The 13,139-nt window shown below is 35.9% G+C and carries 16 protein-coding genes and 5 tRNA genes; 8 read left to right on the forward strand and 13 right to left on the reverse strand.

Annotation, left to right across the window (positions count from 1 at the left end):
* Positions 1 to 54: 54 nt before the first annotated feature.
* Both ACP3T3_RS05225 and pepE read right to left on the reverse strand, forming a co-directional pair.
* Entirely contained in the window at positions 55 to 906 is an 852-nt protein-coding gene (locus ACP3T3_RS05225) for a hypothetical protein (RefSeq protein WP_426478862.1), read from the reverse strand.
* Positions 906 to 1,598 carry a dipeptidase PepE gene (pepE, locus tag ACP3T3_RS05230; protein WP_426478863.1) on the reverse strand — a complete coding sequence of 231 codons (693 nt, stop codon included), beginning with the start codon at positions 1,596 to 1,598 and terminating at the stop codon, positions 906 to 908. Before pepE ends, ACP3T3_RS05225 begins: the two co-directional genes overlap by 1 nt.
* Before the next feature lie 194 nt (positions 1,599 to 1,792).
* Here pepE and ACP3T3_RS05235 point away from each other — a divergent pair, with 194 nt between their 5' ends.
* Complete coding sequence (locus tag ACP3T3_RS05235) at positions 1,793 to 2,329, forward strand: tetratricopeptide repeat protein (protein ID WP_426478864.1); 537 nt, start codon at positions 1,793 to 1,795, stop codon at positions 2,327 to 2,329.
* A 91-nt stretch (positions 2,330 to 2,420) separates the two neighbouring features.
* Here ACP3T3_RS05235 and ACP3T3_RS05240 read toward each other — a convergent pair whose 3' ends face one another.
* Positions 2,421 to 2,909 carry a YdeI/OmpD-associated family protein gene (locus tag ACP3T3_RS05240; protein WP_426478865.1) on the reverse strand — a complete coding sequence of 163 codons (489 nt, stop codon included), beginning with the start codon at positions 2,907 to 2,909 and terminating at the stop codon, positions 2,421 to 2,423.
* Between the two features lie 402 nt (positions 2,910 to 3,311).
* Between ACP3T3_RS05240 and fsa the strand changes: the two genes are divergently transcribed.
* On the forward strand, positions 3,312 to 3,965 hold the full coding sequence (gene fsa / locus ACP3T3_RS05245) for a fructose-6-phosphate aldolase (RefSeq protein ID WP_047094862.1): 654 nt from the start codon (positions 3,312 to 3,314) through the stop codon (positions 3,963 to 3,965).
* A 69-nt stretch (positions 3,966 to 4,034) separates the two neighbouring features.
* Here fsa and ACP3T3_RS05250 read toward each other — a convergent pair whose 3' ends face one another.
* From ACP3T3_RS05250 to ACP3T3_RS05265, 4 genes are all read right to left on the reverse strand, one after another.
* Positions 4,035 to 4,601 carry a sugar O-acetyltransferase gene (locus ACP3T3_RS05250; RefSeq protein ID WP_426478866.1) on the reverse strand — a complete coding sequence of 189 codons (567 nt, stop codon included), beginning with the start codon at positions 4,599 to 4,601 and terminating at the stop codon, positions 4,035 to 4,037.
* A gap of 155 nt (positions 4,602 to 4,756) precedes the next feature.
* The gene (locus ACP3T3_RS05255; protein ID WP_426478867.1) at positions 4,757 to 5,659 is read right to left on the reverse strand and encodes a GLPGLI family protein; all 903 of its coding nucleotides are present in this window, start codon (positions 5,657 to 5,659) and stop codon (positions 4,757 to 4,759) included.
* 55 nt (positions 5,660 to 5,714) lie between these two features.
* Positions 5,715 to 7,637: a M56 family metallopeptidase gene (locus ACP3T3_RS05260; RefSeq protein ID WP_426478868.1), complete on the reverse strand. Its 1,923-nt coding sequence runs from the start codon at positions 7,635 to 7,637 to the stop codon at positions 5,715 to 5,717.
* Between the two features lie 5 nt (positions 7,638 to 7,642).
* Positions 7,643 to 8,008, reverse strand: a complete 366-nt coding sequence (locus ACP3T3_RS05265; protein WP_426478869.1) for a BlaI/MecI/CopY family transcriptional regulator — start codon at positions 8,006 to 8,008, stop codon at positions 7,643 to 7,645.
* Positions 8,009 to 8,343: 335 nt separating this feature from the next.
* Here ACP3T3_RS05265 and ACP3T3_RS05270 point away from each other — a divergent pair, with 335 nt between their 5' ends.
* On the forward strand, positions 8,344 to 8,925 hold the full coding sequence (locus ACP3T3_RS05270) for a hypothetical protein (protein ID WP_426478870.1): 582 nt from the start codon (positions 8,344 to 8,346) through the stop codon (positions 8,923 to 8,925).
* A gap of 348 nt (positions 8,926 to 9,273) precedes the next feature.
* On the opposite strand, the gene ACP3T3_RS05275 is transcribed toward ACP3T3_RS05270, so the two are convergent.
* The gene (locus ACP3T3_RS05275) at positions 9,274 to 9,720 is read right to left on the reverse strand and encodes a GNAT family N-acetyltransferase (RefSeq protein ID WP_426478871.1); all 447 of its coding nucleotides are present in this window, start codon (positions 9,718 to 9,720) and stop codon (positions 9,274 to 9,276) included.
* Positions 9,721 to 9,741: 21 nt separating this feature from the next.
* Between ACP3T3_RS05275 and ACP3T3_RS05280 the strand changes: the two genes are divergently transcribed.
* Genes ACP3T3_RS05280 through ACP3T3_RS05295 form a run of 4 tightly spaced genes read left to right on the forward strand, consistent with a single transcriptional unit; the run spans position 9,742 to position 11,705 of the window.
* Positions 9,742 to 9,882: a hypothetical protein gene (locus tag ACP3T3_RS05280; RefSeq protein WP_426478872.1), complete on the forward strand. Its 141-nt coding sequence runs from the start codon at positions 9,742 to 9,744 to the stop codon at positions 9,880 to 9,882.
* Between the two features lie 10 nt (positions 9,883 to 9,892).
* Positions 9,893 to 10,606 (forward strand): 2OG-Fe(II) oxygenase, encoded by a 714-nt coding sequence (locus tag ACP3T3_RS05285; RefSeq protein WP_426478873.1) that lies wholly within the window; start codon positions 9,893 to 9,895, stop codon positions 10,604 to 10,606.
* Positions 10,607 to 10,634: 28 nt separating this feature from the next.
* Positions 10,635 to 10,883 (forward strand): Ada metal-binding domain-containing protein, encoded by a 249-nt coding sequence (locus ACP3T3_RS05290; RefSeq protein ID WP_426478874.1) that lies wholly within the window; start codon positions 10,635 to 10,637, stop codon positions 10,881 to 10,883.
* Between the two features lie 51 nt (positions 10,884 to 10,934).
* Entirely contained in the window at positions 10,935 to 11,705 is a 771-nt protein-coding gene (locus ACP3T3_RS05295) for a GLPGLI family protein (protein WP_426478875.1), read from the forward strand.
* A 92-nt stretch (positions 11,706 to 11,797) separates the two neighbouring features.
* On the opposite strand, the gene ACP3T3_RS05300 is transcribed toward ACP3T3_RS05295, so the two are convergent.
* The 5 genes from ACP3T3_RS05300 to ACP3T3_RS05320 all read right to left on the reverse strand — a co-directional run bounded on the left by ACP3T3_RS05300 (position 11,798) and on the right by ACP3T3_RS05320 (position 12,314).
* Positions 11,798 to 11,870 (reverse strand) — tRNA-Met (locus tag ACP3T3_RS05300).
* 38 nt (positions 11,871 to 11,908) lie between these two features.
* A tRNA-Met gene (locus ACP3T3_RS05305) sits at positions 11,909 to 11,981 on the reverse strand.
* A 38-nt stretch (positions 11,982 to 12,019) separates the two neighbouring features.
* A tRNA-Met gene (locus ACP3T3_RS05310) sits at positions 12,020 to 12,092 on the reverse strand.
* 38 nt (positions 12,093 to 12,130) lie between these two features.
* Positions 12,131 to 12,203 (reverse strand) — tRNA-Met (locus tag ACP3T3_RS05315).
* A gap of 38 nt (positions 12,204 to 12,241) precedes the next feature.
* A tRNA-Met gene (locus ACP3T3_RS05320) sits at positions 12,242 to 12,314 on the reverse strand.
* Positions 12,315 to 12,415: 101 nt separating this feature from the next.
* Between ACP3T3_RS05320 and ACP3T3_RS05325 the strand changes: the two genes are divergently transcribed.
* Positions 12,416 to 13,027, forward strand: a complete 612-nt coding sequence (locus ACP3T3_RS05325) for an L-threonylcarbamoyladenylate synthase (protein WP_426478876.1) — start codon at positions 12,416 to 12,418, stop codon at positions 13,025 to 13,027.
* The last annotated feature ends 112 nt before the right edge of the window (positions 13,028 to 13,139 follow it).

The raw sequence follows: 13,139 nt of genomic DNA on the forward strand, positions 1-13,139 counted from the left end.
ATTCGGGATGTAGCTGAACCATTTTTATTTATTTAATTCTAATATCAAATATAGTTAAAATAAAAGCTTTTCATACTCCCTGAGATCATTGGAACTGAAAAGAATCTGATGGTCAGGAGATGTTTCGAACGACTGGTCATATTTAAAATATTTCTCATAATCATCTTCATCTATAAAAATATCCATCTGGCATTCTTTTATATAATTTGATTTGTCTCCATAATCCTCAGTAAAATAGCCCAAATCATTCCATGGCTCCTGATGACAGCGCAAACAGTTTCTTTGATACACAGCTTTGTGACCACATATTTCACAATCATTCAGGCTTTGAAATAACATCGAAATTTCACTTTGTCTGTCTTTCGGAAAAATCGAAATAGGAATCGTTTTTAAAAGCAAATAATAATTCGGTTCCTGCCATGAAAAATAAATTTCTTCTTCCTGATGGGTGTAAAGCCATAATTTCTGAAGATCATCTTCTATCTCTGCTTTAATGATATTCTTAATATTCAGAATGGTTTTACTATTTTTTCTAATGTTCTGGCTGCTATCAATTTCAATAACCGGCTGCTGTTCCAGAAAGTGATTCAGACACAATGTTGTCTGCCATGAACCAATTGTTCTTAATTTCCCTTCACTGCCACAGATCTCACATGTTTTAACGGATAATTCTGAATATTTGTCTTTAATCTTTTTTAATTCATTATTGAGTGTTTCATCTTCAGAATAGGTATAACATCTCAATTCACCAAATTTTTCCTTTCCAAAGACCCGGTGCTCCCTATTCCAGCCGGCAATGGCAAATTCATGCAGTAATTTACGGATCAGCTCATCCCATCCGGTGCTGTTCACTGAAAAGTTGGACACATTGCGTTCTATAAAAAGATTAATTTCTTGTTCGTTCATTAAAGTCTGCTTCCTGCTTCAATTTCGTAAGGTTCTTTATCTTTCTCAAAAATCCTTGTCAGTTCACTTCCCTCCACGGTTATTAAGTCTCCGGTTCTTCTGATCCAGTTTCCTTCTCTCAGGCCTACTACCTTAGTATCATTTTGGGTAAGGAACTCTCTGATACGGGTTTCTCTGGTTTCTCCGTTATGTTTCAGGTCCGGGTTGGGATCCAGATAATGCGGGTTTATATTAAAAGGAACAAGTCCCATACAATCAAAACTTGGTGGATATACAATTGGCATATCATTCGTAGTTTTCATATTCTGACCGCCGATATTGCTTCCTGCGCTGCATCCCAGGTAAGCTTTACCTTCTGATACATGGTCTTTCAGAACAGCCATCAGGCCTTCTTCGTGTAATGTTTTAACCAATAAAAAAGTATTTCCGCCTCCGGTAAAGTACCCTTTTGCCTGATTAAGGGCTTCTGTTTTATTTTCAAACTCATGAAGTCCTTTTACTTTTATATGAATGGTTTCAAAGAAAATACGCGCTTTTGCAGTGTAGTCATCATGGGAAATACCTCCCGGTCTTGCAAAAGGGATAAACACAATTTCATCAATCCCTTTGTAGAGTTGGATTAATTCTTCTCTTAAGTATTCCAGATATTCTCCACCAAAAAGTGTGGATGTTGAGGCTAATATGATATTCATACCACAAAATTATATTAATAAAAATGAATAGCAAAGATAGCCTCAAACATTAACGAATCAAAAATTAAACTAAAAAAAACCTCAATCCCGTTAATATTTTCTAAAAAAACTTAAATCCTCTAAAATTTAAAATTTTGTGGAATTATTATTGAATTTTAGACTTTGAACTTAAAATAAAATATAAGATTATGAAAATGAGTAAAATTAATAGTAAAAGTCTTTTTTTAGGATTATTACTGGCAGGAAGTGTAAGTCTTGTAAATGCACAAACAACTCAGCCGGAAACTTCGGCAGCAACGAGTCAAACAACCAACCCGACTATTGAAGGTCTTAAAAAACAGATTGAGGCCAATCCAAAGGATACAGAATCATTAGCTAAATTAGCAGCAGCATACCAGGATGCCTCAGACTGGCCTAATGCCATTGAAACCTGGAAAAAAATCTCTGCTTTACTACCGGACTGGGCTCCGTCTTATTATAGCCAGGCTTATGCCTATCAGTCTGCTAAAGATGATGCCAATGCAAAACTTGCTTACGAAAAGTATATTGCAACAATAAAACCGGAAGAAGTAGAACAAAATAAAAAAAACCTGGCATACGCCTATTTCTATATTGCCTTTGCAGAACAGAAAACAGATCCTAATAAGGCCAAGGAGCATATTGCTAAATCAATACAGTATGACCCAACCAATGAGGATGCTTTAAAACTTAGCAAAGCTTTAAATTCTTAGTAAAAAATGCCGGAAAATTTTTCCGGCATTTTCTTTTTTAATTTCAATTTAACACAAAGATCAGATTAAATTATTGAGAAGGGTGCTTATCCTACTCAATCATCTTTCCGAAAAAATCTGTTTCCCCATGCAGGTGCCGGATGATTTTCTCAATATTCCTTTGGATACTGACCTCGGTTTTTAAATTATTGATATACCGGATCAGTTCATTTCTTCTTGAAGGAATCAGTTTTTCGAAATTTTCCATAGCAAGATGACTTTCTTTAATTGCTTTTTCCAATTGGGGATGAATAGAAATGCTTCTGTCAGAATCATCATATTCCAATACCACTTCAATGATTTCCCCTATTCTTTTTGGAGAATTTTTCAACATGATCAGGTTAATATATAATCTCCACTCACCCAGATATTTCATCAGGTTTTGTTTGAATTCCTTTCCGTTCACAGTTCCTTTTACCGGAATAGGACTTTTATTTCGCCCCGATTTTTCAAAAATCATGCCCAGTATTTCTTCCGGAACGAATACAAAAGGATTAATTCCTATAATTTCCAATGGGGCTGTGAAACTGTTGTTTTTCATGGATGGCAGTTTTAGTTAAGCTGGAAGCTGGAAGCTAGAAGCTAGAAGCTAGAAGCTAGAAGCTAGAAGCTAGAAGCTAGAAGCTAGAAGCTAGAAGCTAGAAGCTAGAAGCTAGAAGCTAGAAGCTAGAAGCTAGAAGCTAGAAGCTAGAAGCTAGAAGCTAGAAGCTAGAAGCAAAAATAACAGTTTGACAAACATGTATGGAATTTCTTTTTTTATTATTTCAAAAAAAATTACTCTCATACACTCCCACATCCAAACCCGTTTACCCTCAAACCCTCTCACTCTCCCACCCGCAAACCCTAAACCCCAAACCCGGATTCCCGAATCCCGTAACTTAAAATTCATACCTCAGAACTCAATTAATTCCCTATCTTTGTATTAATAAATCTATTTATCAAAATGAAATTTTTTATTGACACGGCTAATTTAGAGCAAATCAAAGAAGCAAGAGATCTTGGAATTTTAGATGGTGTAACAACCAACCCTTCATTAATGGCAAAAGAAGGAATTCAGGGAGCTGAAGCCATCAAAAACCATTATAAAACAATCTGTGAACTTGTAGATGGAGATATTTCTGCAGAAGTTCTTTCTACAACGTATGAAGAAATGATCAAAGAAGGAGACGAACTGGCTGCGATCCATCCAAATATCGTTGTGAAAATTCCAATGATCAAAGACGGAATCAAAGCTTTAAAATATTTTTCTGATAAAGGAATCAAAACGAACTGCACATTGATCTTCTCTCCCGGACAGGCTCTTCTGGCAGCAAAAGCCGGAGCAACGTATGTTTCTCCATTCTTGGGAAGATTAGATGATATTTCTACAGACGGTCTGAACCTTATCCAGGAAATCAGATTAATTTTCGATAATTATATGTTCGAAACTGAAATCTTAGCAGCTTCTATCCGCCACTCAATGCACATTATCGATTGTGCTAAAATCGGAGCAGATGTTATCACTTCTCCACTTCCTCCGATCTTAAGCTTATTGAAGCACCCATTAACAGACAGCGGATTGGCCCAGTTTATTGCAGATTCTCAGAAATTAGCATAATCACTGATCCTTATTCAAATATAAAAATCCCGGAACAGCGTTCCGGGATTGTATTTTATAGCGATCCGTTTATTGTTCTTCCGGGATATTTTTCACCACCTTACAAGGGTTTCCTACTGCCAATACATTCTCCGGAATATCCTTCGTTACCACACTGCCTGCACCAATCACGGAATTATTCCCAATAGAAACTCCCGGCAGCACCACAACATTTCCCCCAAACCATACATTATCGCCTACTGTAATCGGATGCGCATATTCAAGACCTTCATTTCTCCGTTTTACATCAAGCGGATGGCCGGCAGTATAAAAACTGCAATTGGGACCGATAAATACATTATCACCAAATTCAACGCCGGCACAGTCTAAAATAATAAGATTATGATTAGCATAGAAGTTCTCTCCCACTTTTATATTATATCCGTAATCACACCAAAAATCAGGTTCTATACAAATATTTTCTTTTACATTCCCAATAATCTGCTTGAGCAGTCTGTATCTGTTTTCTGCATCAGAATTTTTTAATCCATTATATTCCTGGCACAAATCTTTACAGGCAATACGTTCCTGAATCAGTTCATTATCATAGTTGGCATTGTATAAAAGCCCTGCTGCACATTTTTCCTTTTCTGTCATGAGATATAGCGTTGATTATTACTTATTGTTCATTAAAGATAATAATATGTCATAACATAAAAATTGTTACTGGCCATTTCTTTCTTTAGTTTTGCTACTAAAACAAAAGAAGGATGACACTTCTGCCATCCTTTGGTATTGAAAATAATATAATTTTAATTCACCAGATCTGGTTCAATCGGATTGTTATCTTTTTTAAGGGCCTCTTTAGTATTTTTTTCCATTTCCCTGAGTACCTGATTAGGGTCTGAGATTTCTTTTCCATCTCCTGTTCTCACCCTGAAGCTTACTTTGGTATTGCCATCACTGTTTTTCATCAGCATTTCTCTCATATTTTTGGTAGGATCATTGACATAGGCTTTCCAAACTTTTTTGAACTGGTCTTTGGTAACTTCCAGTTCTTTTCCGCCCATTCCCAATACTTTTATATGATCCGGAACCTGCATTTCGGTTTCTGCAGCCGGGGTATTAATGGTTTTATTACCTATCATGGCCATACTATGCGATCCTGTGGCATCTTCAATTTTCACAATAAGTCCGGGAAGTCCGTAAAATACATAAGGGCCATCCTGAAAAGGAAGATCTGTTGTAAACCAGGCGGTCCATTCTCTTCCTCCAAAACTGGCAGTGGCTTTCTGAGCCTGATAGGCCCCAATTTTTTCTTTTTCCGGTACTATTTTCCATTCCGGTTTCCGGTCTTCTTTTATTTTATATTTATCCGTAGAGATTGATCTGAAAAGATAGGTTTTAAAATCCGGGTATTGTTTGGTTACCTTATACGAAACCTGTCCCGGACGATCTCTTCTGTTGACACTGATATTTCCGCCACCGGCTTTAAGCTGTTTTTCCAGCTCTGCTTTTCCGATGGAATCTGCTACAAATTTATCACGGCTGTAATAGCTGGATCCATTTTTATCAATATCAAGCATCATCATCTCTGTCTTCACATCTTGCTTATTACTGGAATCCGGGATAAACTTATATTCATAAAAAAATCTGTTGACCTGAGCACTGGCCAGCACTCCCAGAAACATAAAAAACAGAACTTTACTTTTCATAATGTATGATTAAAAAGGCTTTGTCAATCTACAACCGACAAAGCCTGATGGAACTTTATTTCTTTGTCTCAATTCTCACTTCCCCCTGCTTAAAATCTCCTTTTTTCTGAGTGTTGACATTAACTTTCGATATATGCCCGGTGTCTAATGAATTCACATCATCTTTAGAAACCTCCCGCCCGTCAATATAATACTTGTATTTCACGTCATCATTACCGTTTATTCTGAAATTTTTTACTCCATTCATTGCAATGTTTCCGTTACCGTCTTTTTTAATAAAATCAGCGTTCATTACGATAATGTTAGGAGAAGAAGTGGCCATGGCAAAGCTACTTTCTCTGAAGTTCTGGGCTATTTTTCTGGCTTCAATACGTATTTTTTCGTTTTCTTTTCTTATTCGGTCACCTTCTATCCGGGCTCTTTCTCCTTCCGCTCTCGCCCTGTCTCCCTCTAACCGGGCTTTTTCACCTTCTATCCTGGCTTTCTCACTTTCAATTCTGGCTTTCTCACCTTCAATTCTGGCTTTCGCTCCTTCTTTCATTGCTTTTCTGGCTTCTTTCATCGCCTTACGGATTTCTTCCTTTTCTTTAGGCCTTAGATCCTTATAGTAGACTGAGTTATTATTTTTAAAATAAACTACTTTTGGAGATTTTGGGGCTTTGGGCTCATCTGGTGCATTGGGTGGCGTGGGAGGAGCTGGAAGCTTTCCTATCCTTGCAGCTTCTCTTCCCGCTTTTTTGGCTTCTCTTTCTATTTTACGAAGTTCTTTTTTATCAAGAGGATCCATATTTTCAAGTTCCTTCATCTGATTTTTCCATTCAGCAGAATTGAAATATTCATCAACTTCAATATGTGAAGCCACCTCTCCTATTTCTGATGCAAGGTTACTTATTTCTTCTATTTTATCACTGAAGGCATCACTTTCCGGATCCAATCCTTTCAGCTCTTTCTCCTTTTCTTTTAGTTTTTTCTCAAGCTCAGCCATTTTTTTATCATCTTCCGGTGATACTGGCTTCAATTCTGCAGTTTTTTCCTGTCCAGATTTTTCAGGTCTTACAGTATCCTTCTTGATTTCTGAAACTACTTTTTTAATGGAAAGGTTCGTTTCTTCAATTTCTTTATTCTTTGCATTTACCAGATAAGCAAAAGCTACAGTAAATAAAACCGGTAATGCAAGAATTCTTCGCGCATATCCGAACTTGGTTTTTGGTTTTTGTAACATGTTAAGTCTTTTTTTAAGGTTTGAACTTAGAAACGGACTGGCAGCAGGCAACTGTGTTCCGGAAAAGTGGCTTGCTAAAAGCATCTGCGCAAATGCTTTGGTGTCCGATTGTTTTACGGCTTTTTTATCAGCCAGATATTCATGGATTAGATTAATTTCTTTTTTGATGATATGAAAAAACGGATTGAACCAGAAAACAGAGGTTATAATCTCAATAAAAATTTTATCAAAGGAATGTTTCTGTTCAATATGTACCATCTCATGCTTTAAAATCTGTTTTCCGATATCAGAATGTAAGGTAATAGCATTCTTCCAGAAAAGGTTTTTAAAGTAGGAAAAGGGGGCTTCGTTAAGGTCTGTACGGTAAAAGTTGATCCCGTCAAAACTTTCTTTCTGAAACTGTTTCTTAAACTGCTGGATTTTAAAAATCCCATAGATGAGTTTCCCTAGAAAATAGAGAGAAACCAATCCCAGAGCTGAAAAAATAATGTTAAAATAAAGGTTACCATGGTCTATATTTTTTTCTGTGTTAAAATTCTGAATCCTGTCAAGAAGCATATACATATCATTATTCACCTCTATTGTAAAATCATCTACTTTGATGAGCGGCAGCAGCAACGATATGAGGATAGCTGCCAACAGATAAAATCTGTTATAATGATGGAATGTCTTGTCTTTTAAAGACAATTGATAATACAAAAACGTTACACCCGAACATAAAATAATTTTCCCAAAGTATAAAAGTATTGCTTCCATAGGTATTAGTCTTTCTTTTTGAGTTCATCCAATAACATCTCAAGGTCTTCCACCGTCATTTCGTTTTTTTCTACCAGAAACGAAACGGCACTTTTGTAGGAGCCTTTAAAATAATTTTTCACGAGGCTTTTCATGGTCTTCCCGGAGTACTGTTCTTTTGAAACAAGCGGAAAATATTCATGCTGTCTTCCATGTACACGATAGTCTACAAATTCTTTGTCCTTCAATACTTTTAAAATGGTAGAAACTGTATTGGTATGCGGCTTCGGTTCCGGAAAAAGATCAAGAACATCCTTTAGAAATCCTTTTTCTATTTTCCATACATACTGCATTACCTGTTCTTCTGCTTTTGTTAAAGTCTGAATTTTCATATCCTGTTCATTTATCAATTATAATGATTTAAAATCACCTGATTCTATATCACTAAGAAATTAGTTATACAAATGTAGAAATAAAAATGAATCAAACAACTATTTTTTTAGTGATAAAGCTAAATAAAATTATAATTTATTGAAAATCAATGAAATAAAAACCATTAAAATATATTAATTTTTTAACGGAGTGAAAATATGACCTGCTTAATCCACAGAAAAAGAAGCATTTCATGTATAAATTCTTAAAACTTGTTAAATTTTATTAAATAAAATTAAAATGAATTTGTTTTAACCGGGAAATTATATTTATTTTAGTGCTTTAAAAATTTCTCATGAAAAGATATAATTTACTGATTGTACTATTACTGCTTATTTTTAATGTTACTGCAGCACAAAAGAAGGGTTCTCCTGCTGCTGATCTTAGCGTACTAAAAGATACAAAATCAAAAATCGAAGCTACCGTTCCATTGGTTATTCAGCATCTTCAGACGATTTCTACAAAAGAAGGAGACAATAATATTGTAAATAACGGGAAGATTGCTTTAGGTAAAGAATATGGTATTCTGGAATCAGAATGGTTTTTATACAGAAACAATATGAAAAACTGTATTTTGAATAATTCTTCCAAGAAGGCTAAAAAGTGTATGGAATATCACAATAATATGTTGAGAGGCACCATGATCAATTACAACAATTATATTACCAACCTTACAAGAAAGAACGGATATCTGGGAGTGGAAGGTGATACAAAATTTGATTTCAAGCCTGCCGATATCGCTACAAAATTGAGTGAAGCTTACTTCAATGCCAATGATGCTGCAGGAAGAATGAAAGCGGATCAGAAAAGAGAATTTTTGGGACAGACCATGTCTGATGACAACAAGCTTACGCCTTACGCGCAACTGGCTCAATAATAGCCAATCATATTGAAAAATACAGAGAGAACTGCAATTGTGTGGTTCTTTTTTTAGTCAAAAGCAAAAAATCTCCGCCGGAAAAAGCAGTTTTGTGGTACTAATCATAAAACCCTTGGGGAAAAAGTAGAAAATCAGGCAGAGATTTTTTTGCATATACTCTACAGATCAACCGTCCTACCCATGATCTGAAAGAGTAATACAAAAATAGGACTAAGGCCTCTACCGGCGGAAGAATACCTGTAGAATTAAATGTTCAGAATTGTAGAAATAATACTACTTTTTTTGTAAATAATAAGACACCTGTTTTCAGGTGTCTTATTATTTACTGTTAAAATATGTTGTTATCTATTTCCACCAATGGTAGTAATTGTGCAACCCATCATACTCAAATCCACATCGCGGGTACAAGGTATTTCCTATGTCATTTGTTTTTTCTGTTTCCAGCATCAGTCCACAAGCACCTGTTTCTTCACACCACTGTTTACTACGGTCAATGAGCGCTACCGAAAGTCCTTTTCCCCTGTAATCCGGGTGAACAAACAAATCGCTTAAAAGCCATTGCTTCTGTAATCTGGTATAATGAAATAATTTGTAAAGCTGTACAAAGCCTACTGCCTTTCCGTCTGCTATAACCAGAAATATGTCAGATTCACTGTTTAAGAAACGTTCTTTGAGAAAAGCCTTCCCTTTTTCAACATCTGTCACCTGTCTGTAAAAAACACGGTAAAGATTGAACAATTCAGCCGTTTCATCAAGATCCTCAAGACTTGCCTTTTTAATAATGTAATTCATCGTTATAAATATTTTTATTACATGGCAAAAGTAATCTTAAGCACGACCGGTAATATCATCCAGAAAAATATTATACCGATAGTCCAGAAAATTCAGACTAAAGATAATACCGCATGTTTCGGATTTTCTTATCCTGAACAACTTCGGAATTTTGCAGAATAAAATCAAACCAATGAAAGATCTCGTTCAAAAAATCAAAAGTGCAGACTGGCAGAACCTTACAGAAAAAATGCATCAAAACGGATACGCCATCATTCCTGATCTGCTATCCGAAGATGAATGTGAAATATTGAAATCCAGCTATGATCAATCTTCTCTTTATAGAAAAACGGTTGTAATGGCCAGACATCGCTTCGGTCTCGGTGAATATAAGTATTTTAACTATCCTTTACCAGAAATTATTCAAACCATAAGAACAACCATGTATTCATATCTTGCCCCTATTGCCAATTCATGGTTTAAAGCCTTACATATTGATCCTCAATTTCCTGTAGATCATCAGGAATTTTTACACCAGTGTCATGCTAACGGACAGCAGAAAGCTACTGTTTTAATTCTGAAATATGGAAAAGGCGGATTTAATACGCTGCATCAGGATCTGTATGGAGAAATGTATTTTCCCATTCAAATCGTAATAATGCTCAGTGAGCCTGATAAGGATTTTACAGGCGGTGAATTTGTACTTACCCAACAGATTCCGAGGGCACAGTCAAAAGCTATTGTTTTAAAACCTAAAAAAGGAGATGTACTTATTTTCACCACTCAGTTTAAACCGGAAAAAGGAATCAAGGGATATTACAGGGTTAATATGAAGCATGGAATAAGTGAAGTGGGGGAAGGAAACCGCTATGCTTTAGGAATTATTTTTCATGATGCAACCAACTAATTATTAACTGTCCGTAAATATATAAACCATGATTCAACATTCTCAACTATCACCCGAAAGTTTAAGAAGTAAAATCCACAGGAGAGAAATTCGCTTTGGAGGAAATAAAAAACTGAAAATCTATGGATTACTCAGCTGCCGGTCAGGAAAAAGAATGAGGAAAGAAAACAGGATTTTCTTCATCAACGAAAAAGAAGCGCTACAAAATAATTATCGTCCCTGCGGACATTGCATGAGGGAAGCTTATAAAAAGTGGAGAAATTATAGGTTTTTATAATATGGTTAAAATCAAATTTATATTATTGTGAAATATTAATCATTATTAAGTATGATGAAGATATTATTTGTTGGATTGTTTGTTTCCAGCGTTCTGTATATTTCAGCACAGAATAAGGCTGTTATGGAAATTAACTATGAAACCAGGTTGATCTCCGATAGTTTAAATAGGGAAAAAGTAAAAGTTTACTCATCAGTTTTATTGTGTAATAATACCGAATCAGTTTATTGTAGCGCAGAAGCCAAGGCATATTATAAAGGAAATTCAACACAAACTATAAGTACAGATTATGGTAATATTCCAAAATATCCTAAAGCAGTAGAAAGTATTTACAAAAACAATGATGTTATTACAGCTTCACTTCCAGTAGGAAAATACATTTTCACTTTTGAGGAGCCCCAATTAAAATGGGAAATTCTTGGTGATACAAAAAAAATAAAAGGATTTAACTGTCAGTTAGCCAAAGCTATCACTGATACAGGAGATACAGTTTTCGCCTGGTTTGCAAAAGATATTCCAATTCAAGACGGTCCCTTCAGATTCAAAGGGCTTTCAGGGATGATATTAGAAGTTTATAATAAAAATAAAACAATAGAAATGTATGCAACTGATATAAAAAAGTCAGAAGATATTATAGAGCCTTTAAAATATTATAATGAAGTTAAAGCAAAAAATAAGCAACAGTTTTTAGAGGCAAGGAAAAACTTTCATGAAAATCCATCAATATATAATGGTAATTTGAAAATTGTAGATGCTTATGGTAATGATAAAACTAAAATTATGACAGACCGTTTAAAAAGTATAAATACTTTTCTAGATTAGGAAATTCAACTATGAAAAAATTAATTTTCGCACCCCTGTAAATAATATAAAAAAAGTCGGTACAACAATAGTTATACCGACTTGTAGTTTAGTAGCGGGAACCGGACTCGAACCGATGACCTTCGGGTTATGAGCCCGACGAGCTACCTACTGCTCCATCCCGCGGTGTATTTTTAGAGTGCTTACCGAAAGCACTTGCTTAGTAGCGGGAACCGGACTCGAACCGATGACCTTCGGGTTATGAGCCCGACGAGCTACCTACTGCTCCATCCCGCGGTGTATTTTTAGAGTGCTTACCGAAAGCACTTGCTTAGTAGCGGGAACCGGACTCGAACCGATGACCTTCGGGTTATGAGCCCGACGAGCTACCTACTGCTCCATCCCGCGGTGTATCTTTAGAGTGCTTACCGAAAGCACTTGTTTAGTAGCGGGAACCGGACTCGAACCGATGACCTTCGGGTTATGAGCCCGACGAGCTACCTACTGCTCCATCCCGCGGTGTATCTTTAGAGTGCTTACCGAAAGCACTTGCTTAGTAGCGGGAACCGGACTCGAACCGATGACCTTCGGGTTATGAGCCCGACGAGCTACCTACTGCTCCATCCCGCGATATTGGATTGCAAAGGTACGAATATTTTTTATAAATCCTAATTTTTCTTTTAAATAAAGGACTTTTATGAAAACTATCGTATTATTTGTATCTTTGTCTTATGGCAAAGATATTAAGAATTTATCCGGACAACCCACAGGAAAATCTTGTGAATGAGGTTATTAAAACATTAAATAATGGCGGGCTGATTATCTATCCTTCTGATACCATTTATGCTTTAGGCTGTAATATTTTTGATATAAAAGCTATGGAAAAGCTTGCGCAGCTCAAAAAAATAAAACTTGAGAAGTCTAAATTCTCAATTATATGTAATGACCTCAGCCATCTTTCCGATTTTACAAGACCTATTGACACTTCTGTTTTCAGATTTCTGAAAAGCCACCTTCCGGGACCGTTTACGTTTATTCTTGAAGCAAATAAAAGTTTACCTTTAGCCTATAAAGGTCATAAAACAATAGGTATCCGTGTTCCCGATCATCCGATCCCGCAGCTTATTGTTGAAAAACTGGGCCATCCCATTGCCTCTACTTCCATCAGAGATGATGATGAAATCATTGAATATTCTACCGATCCTGAACTTATTGCGGAAAAATACGATCATTTGGTAGATATTGTTATTGATTCAGGATATGGAGATAACATAGCTTCCACTATTGTAGACCTTACGTCGGGAGAACCGGAAATTATCCGTCAGGGAAAAGGGATTATTTAATTCAAATTTAAAGTTCAAGGTTTAGGATACCGAATGATGAGACTTACCGGGAAATATTCTGTAGGAATTTAGCAGTGCTCTATTCTTCCCGCTATGGATAATCAACGGAAAA

Source organism: Chryseobacterium sp. CBSDS_008, from assembly GCF_049959325.1.
GTDB lineage: Bacteria > Bacteroidota > Bacteroidia > Flavobacteriales > Weeksellaceae > Chryseobacterium.

Excerpts from the sequence above, each read along its gene's own strand:
- ACP3T3_RS05280 (WP_426478872.1), top strand. The coding sequence starts at position 9,742 with ATGGCAAAAGTAATCTTAAGCACGACCGGTAATATCATCCAGAAAAAT.
- ACP3T3_RS05255 (WP_426478867.1), bottom strand. The coding sequence starts at position 5,659 with ATGAAAAGTAAAGTTCTGTTTTTTATGTTTCTGGGAGTGCTGGCCAGT.
- ACP3T3_RS05250 (WP_426478866.1), bottom strand. The coding sequence starts at position 4,601 with ATGACAGAAAAGGAAAAATGTGCAGCAGGGCTTTTATACAATGCCAAC.
- ACP3T3_RS05325 (WP_426478876.1), top strand. The coding sequence starts at position 12,416 with ATGGCAAAGATATTAAGAATTTATCCGGACAACCCACAGGAAAATCTT.
- ACP3T3_RS05260 (WP_426478868.1), bottom strand. The coding sequence starts at position 7,637 with ATGGAAGCAATACTTTTATACTTTGGGAAAATTATTTTATGTTCGGGT.
- ACP3T3_RS05225 (WP_426478862.1), bottom strand. The coding sequence starts at position 906 with ATGAACGAACAAGAAATTAATCTTTTTATAGAACGCAATGTGTCCAAC.
- ACP3T3_RS05270 (WP_426478870.1), top strand. The coding sequence starts at position 8,344 with ATGAAAAGATATAATTTACTGATTGTACTATTACTGCTTATTTTTAAT.
- ACP3T3_RS05295 (WP_426478875.1), top strand. The coding sequence starts at position 10,935 with ATGATGAAGATATTATTTGTTGGATTGTTTGTTTCCAGCGTTCTGTAT.
- ACP3T3_RS05275 (WP_426478871.1), bottom strand. The coding sequence starts at position 9,720 with ATGAATTACATTATTAAAAAGGCAAGTCTTGAGGATCTTGATGAAACG.
- fsa (WP_047094862.1), top strand. The coding sequence starts at position 3,312 with ATGAAATTTTTTATTGACACGGCTAATTTAGAGCAAATCAAAGAAGCA.
- ACP3T3_RS05290 (WP_426478874.1), top strand. The coding sequence starts at position 10,635 with ATGATTCAACATTCTCAACTATCACCCGAAAGTTTAAGAAGTAAAATC.
- ACP3T3_RS05235 (WP_426478864.1), top strand. The coding sequence starts at position 1,793 with ATGAGTAAAATTAATAGTAAAAGTCTTTTTTTAGGATTATTACTGGCA.
- pepE (WP_426478863.1), bottom strand. The coding sequence starts at position 1,598 with ATGAATATCATATTAGCCTCAACATCCACACTTTTTGGTGGAGAATAT.
- ACP3T3_RS05240 (WP_426478865.1), bottom strand. The coding sequence starts at position 2,909 with ATGAAAAACAACAGTTTCACAGCCCCATTGGAAATTATAGGAATTAAT.
- ACP3T3_RS05265 (WP_426478869.1), bottom strand. The coding sequence starts at position 8,008 with ATGAAAATTCAGACTTTAACAAAAGCAGAAGAACAGGTAATGCAGTAT.
- ACP3T3_RS05285 (WP_426478873.1), top strand. The coding sequence starts at position 9,893 with ATGAAAGATCTCGTTCAAAAAATCAAAAGTGCAGACTGGCAGAACCTT.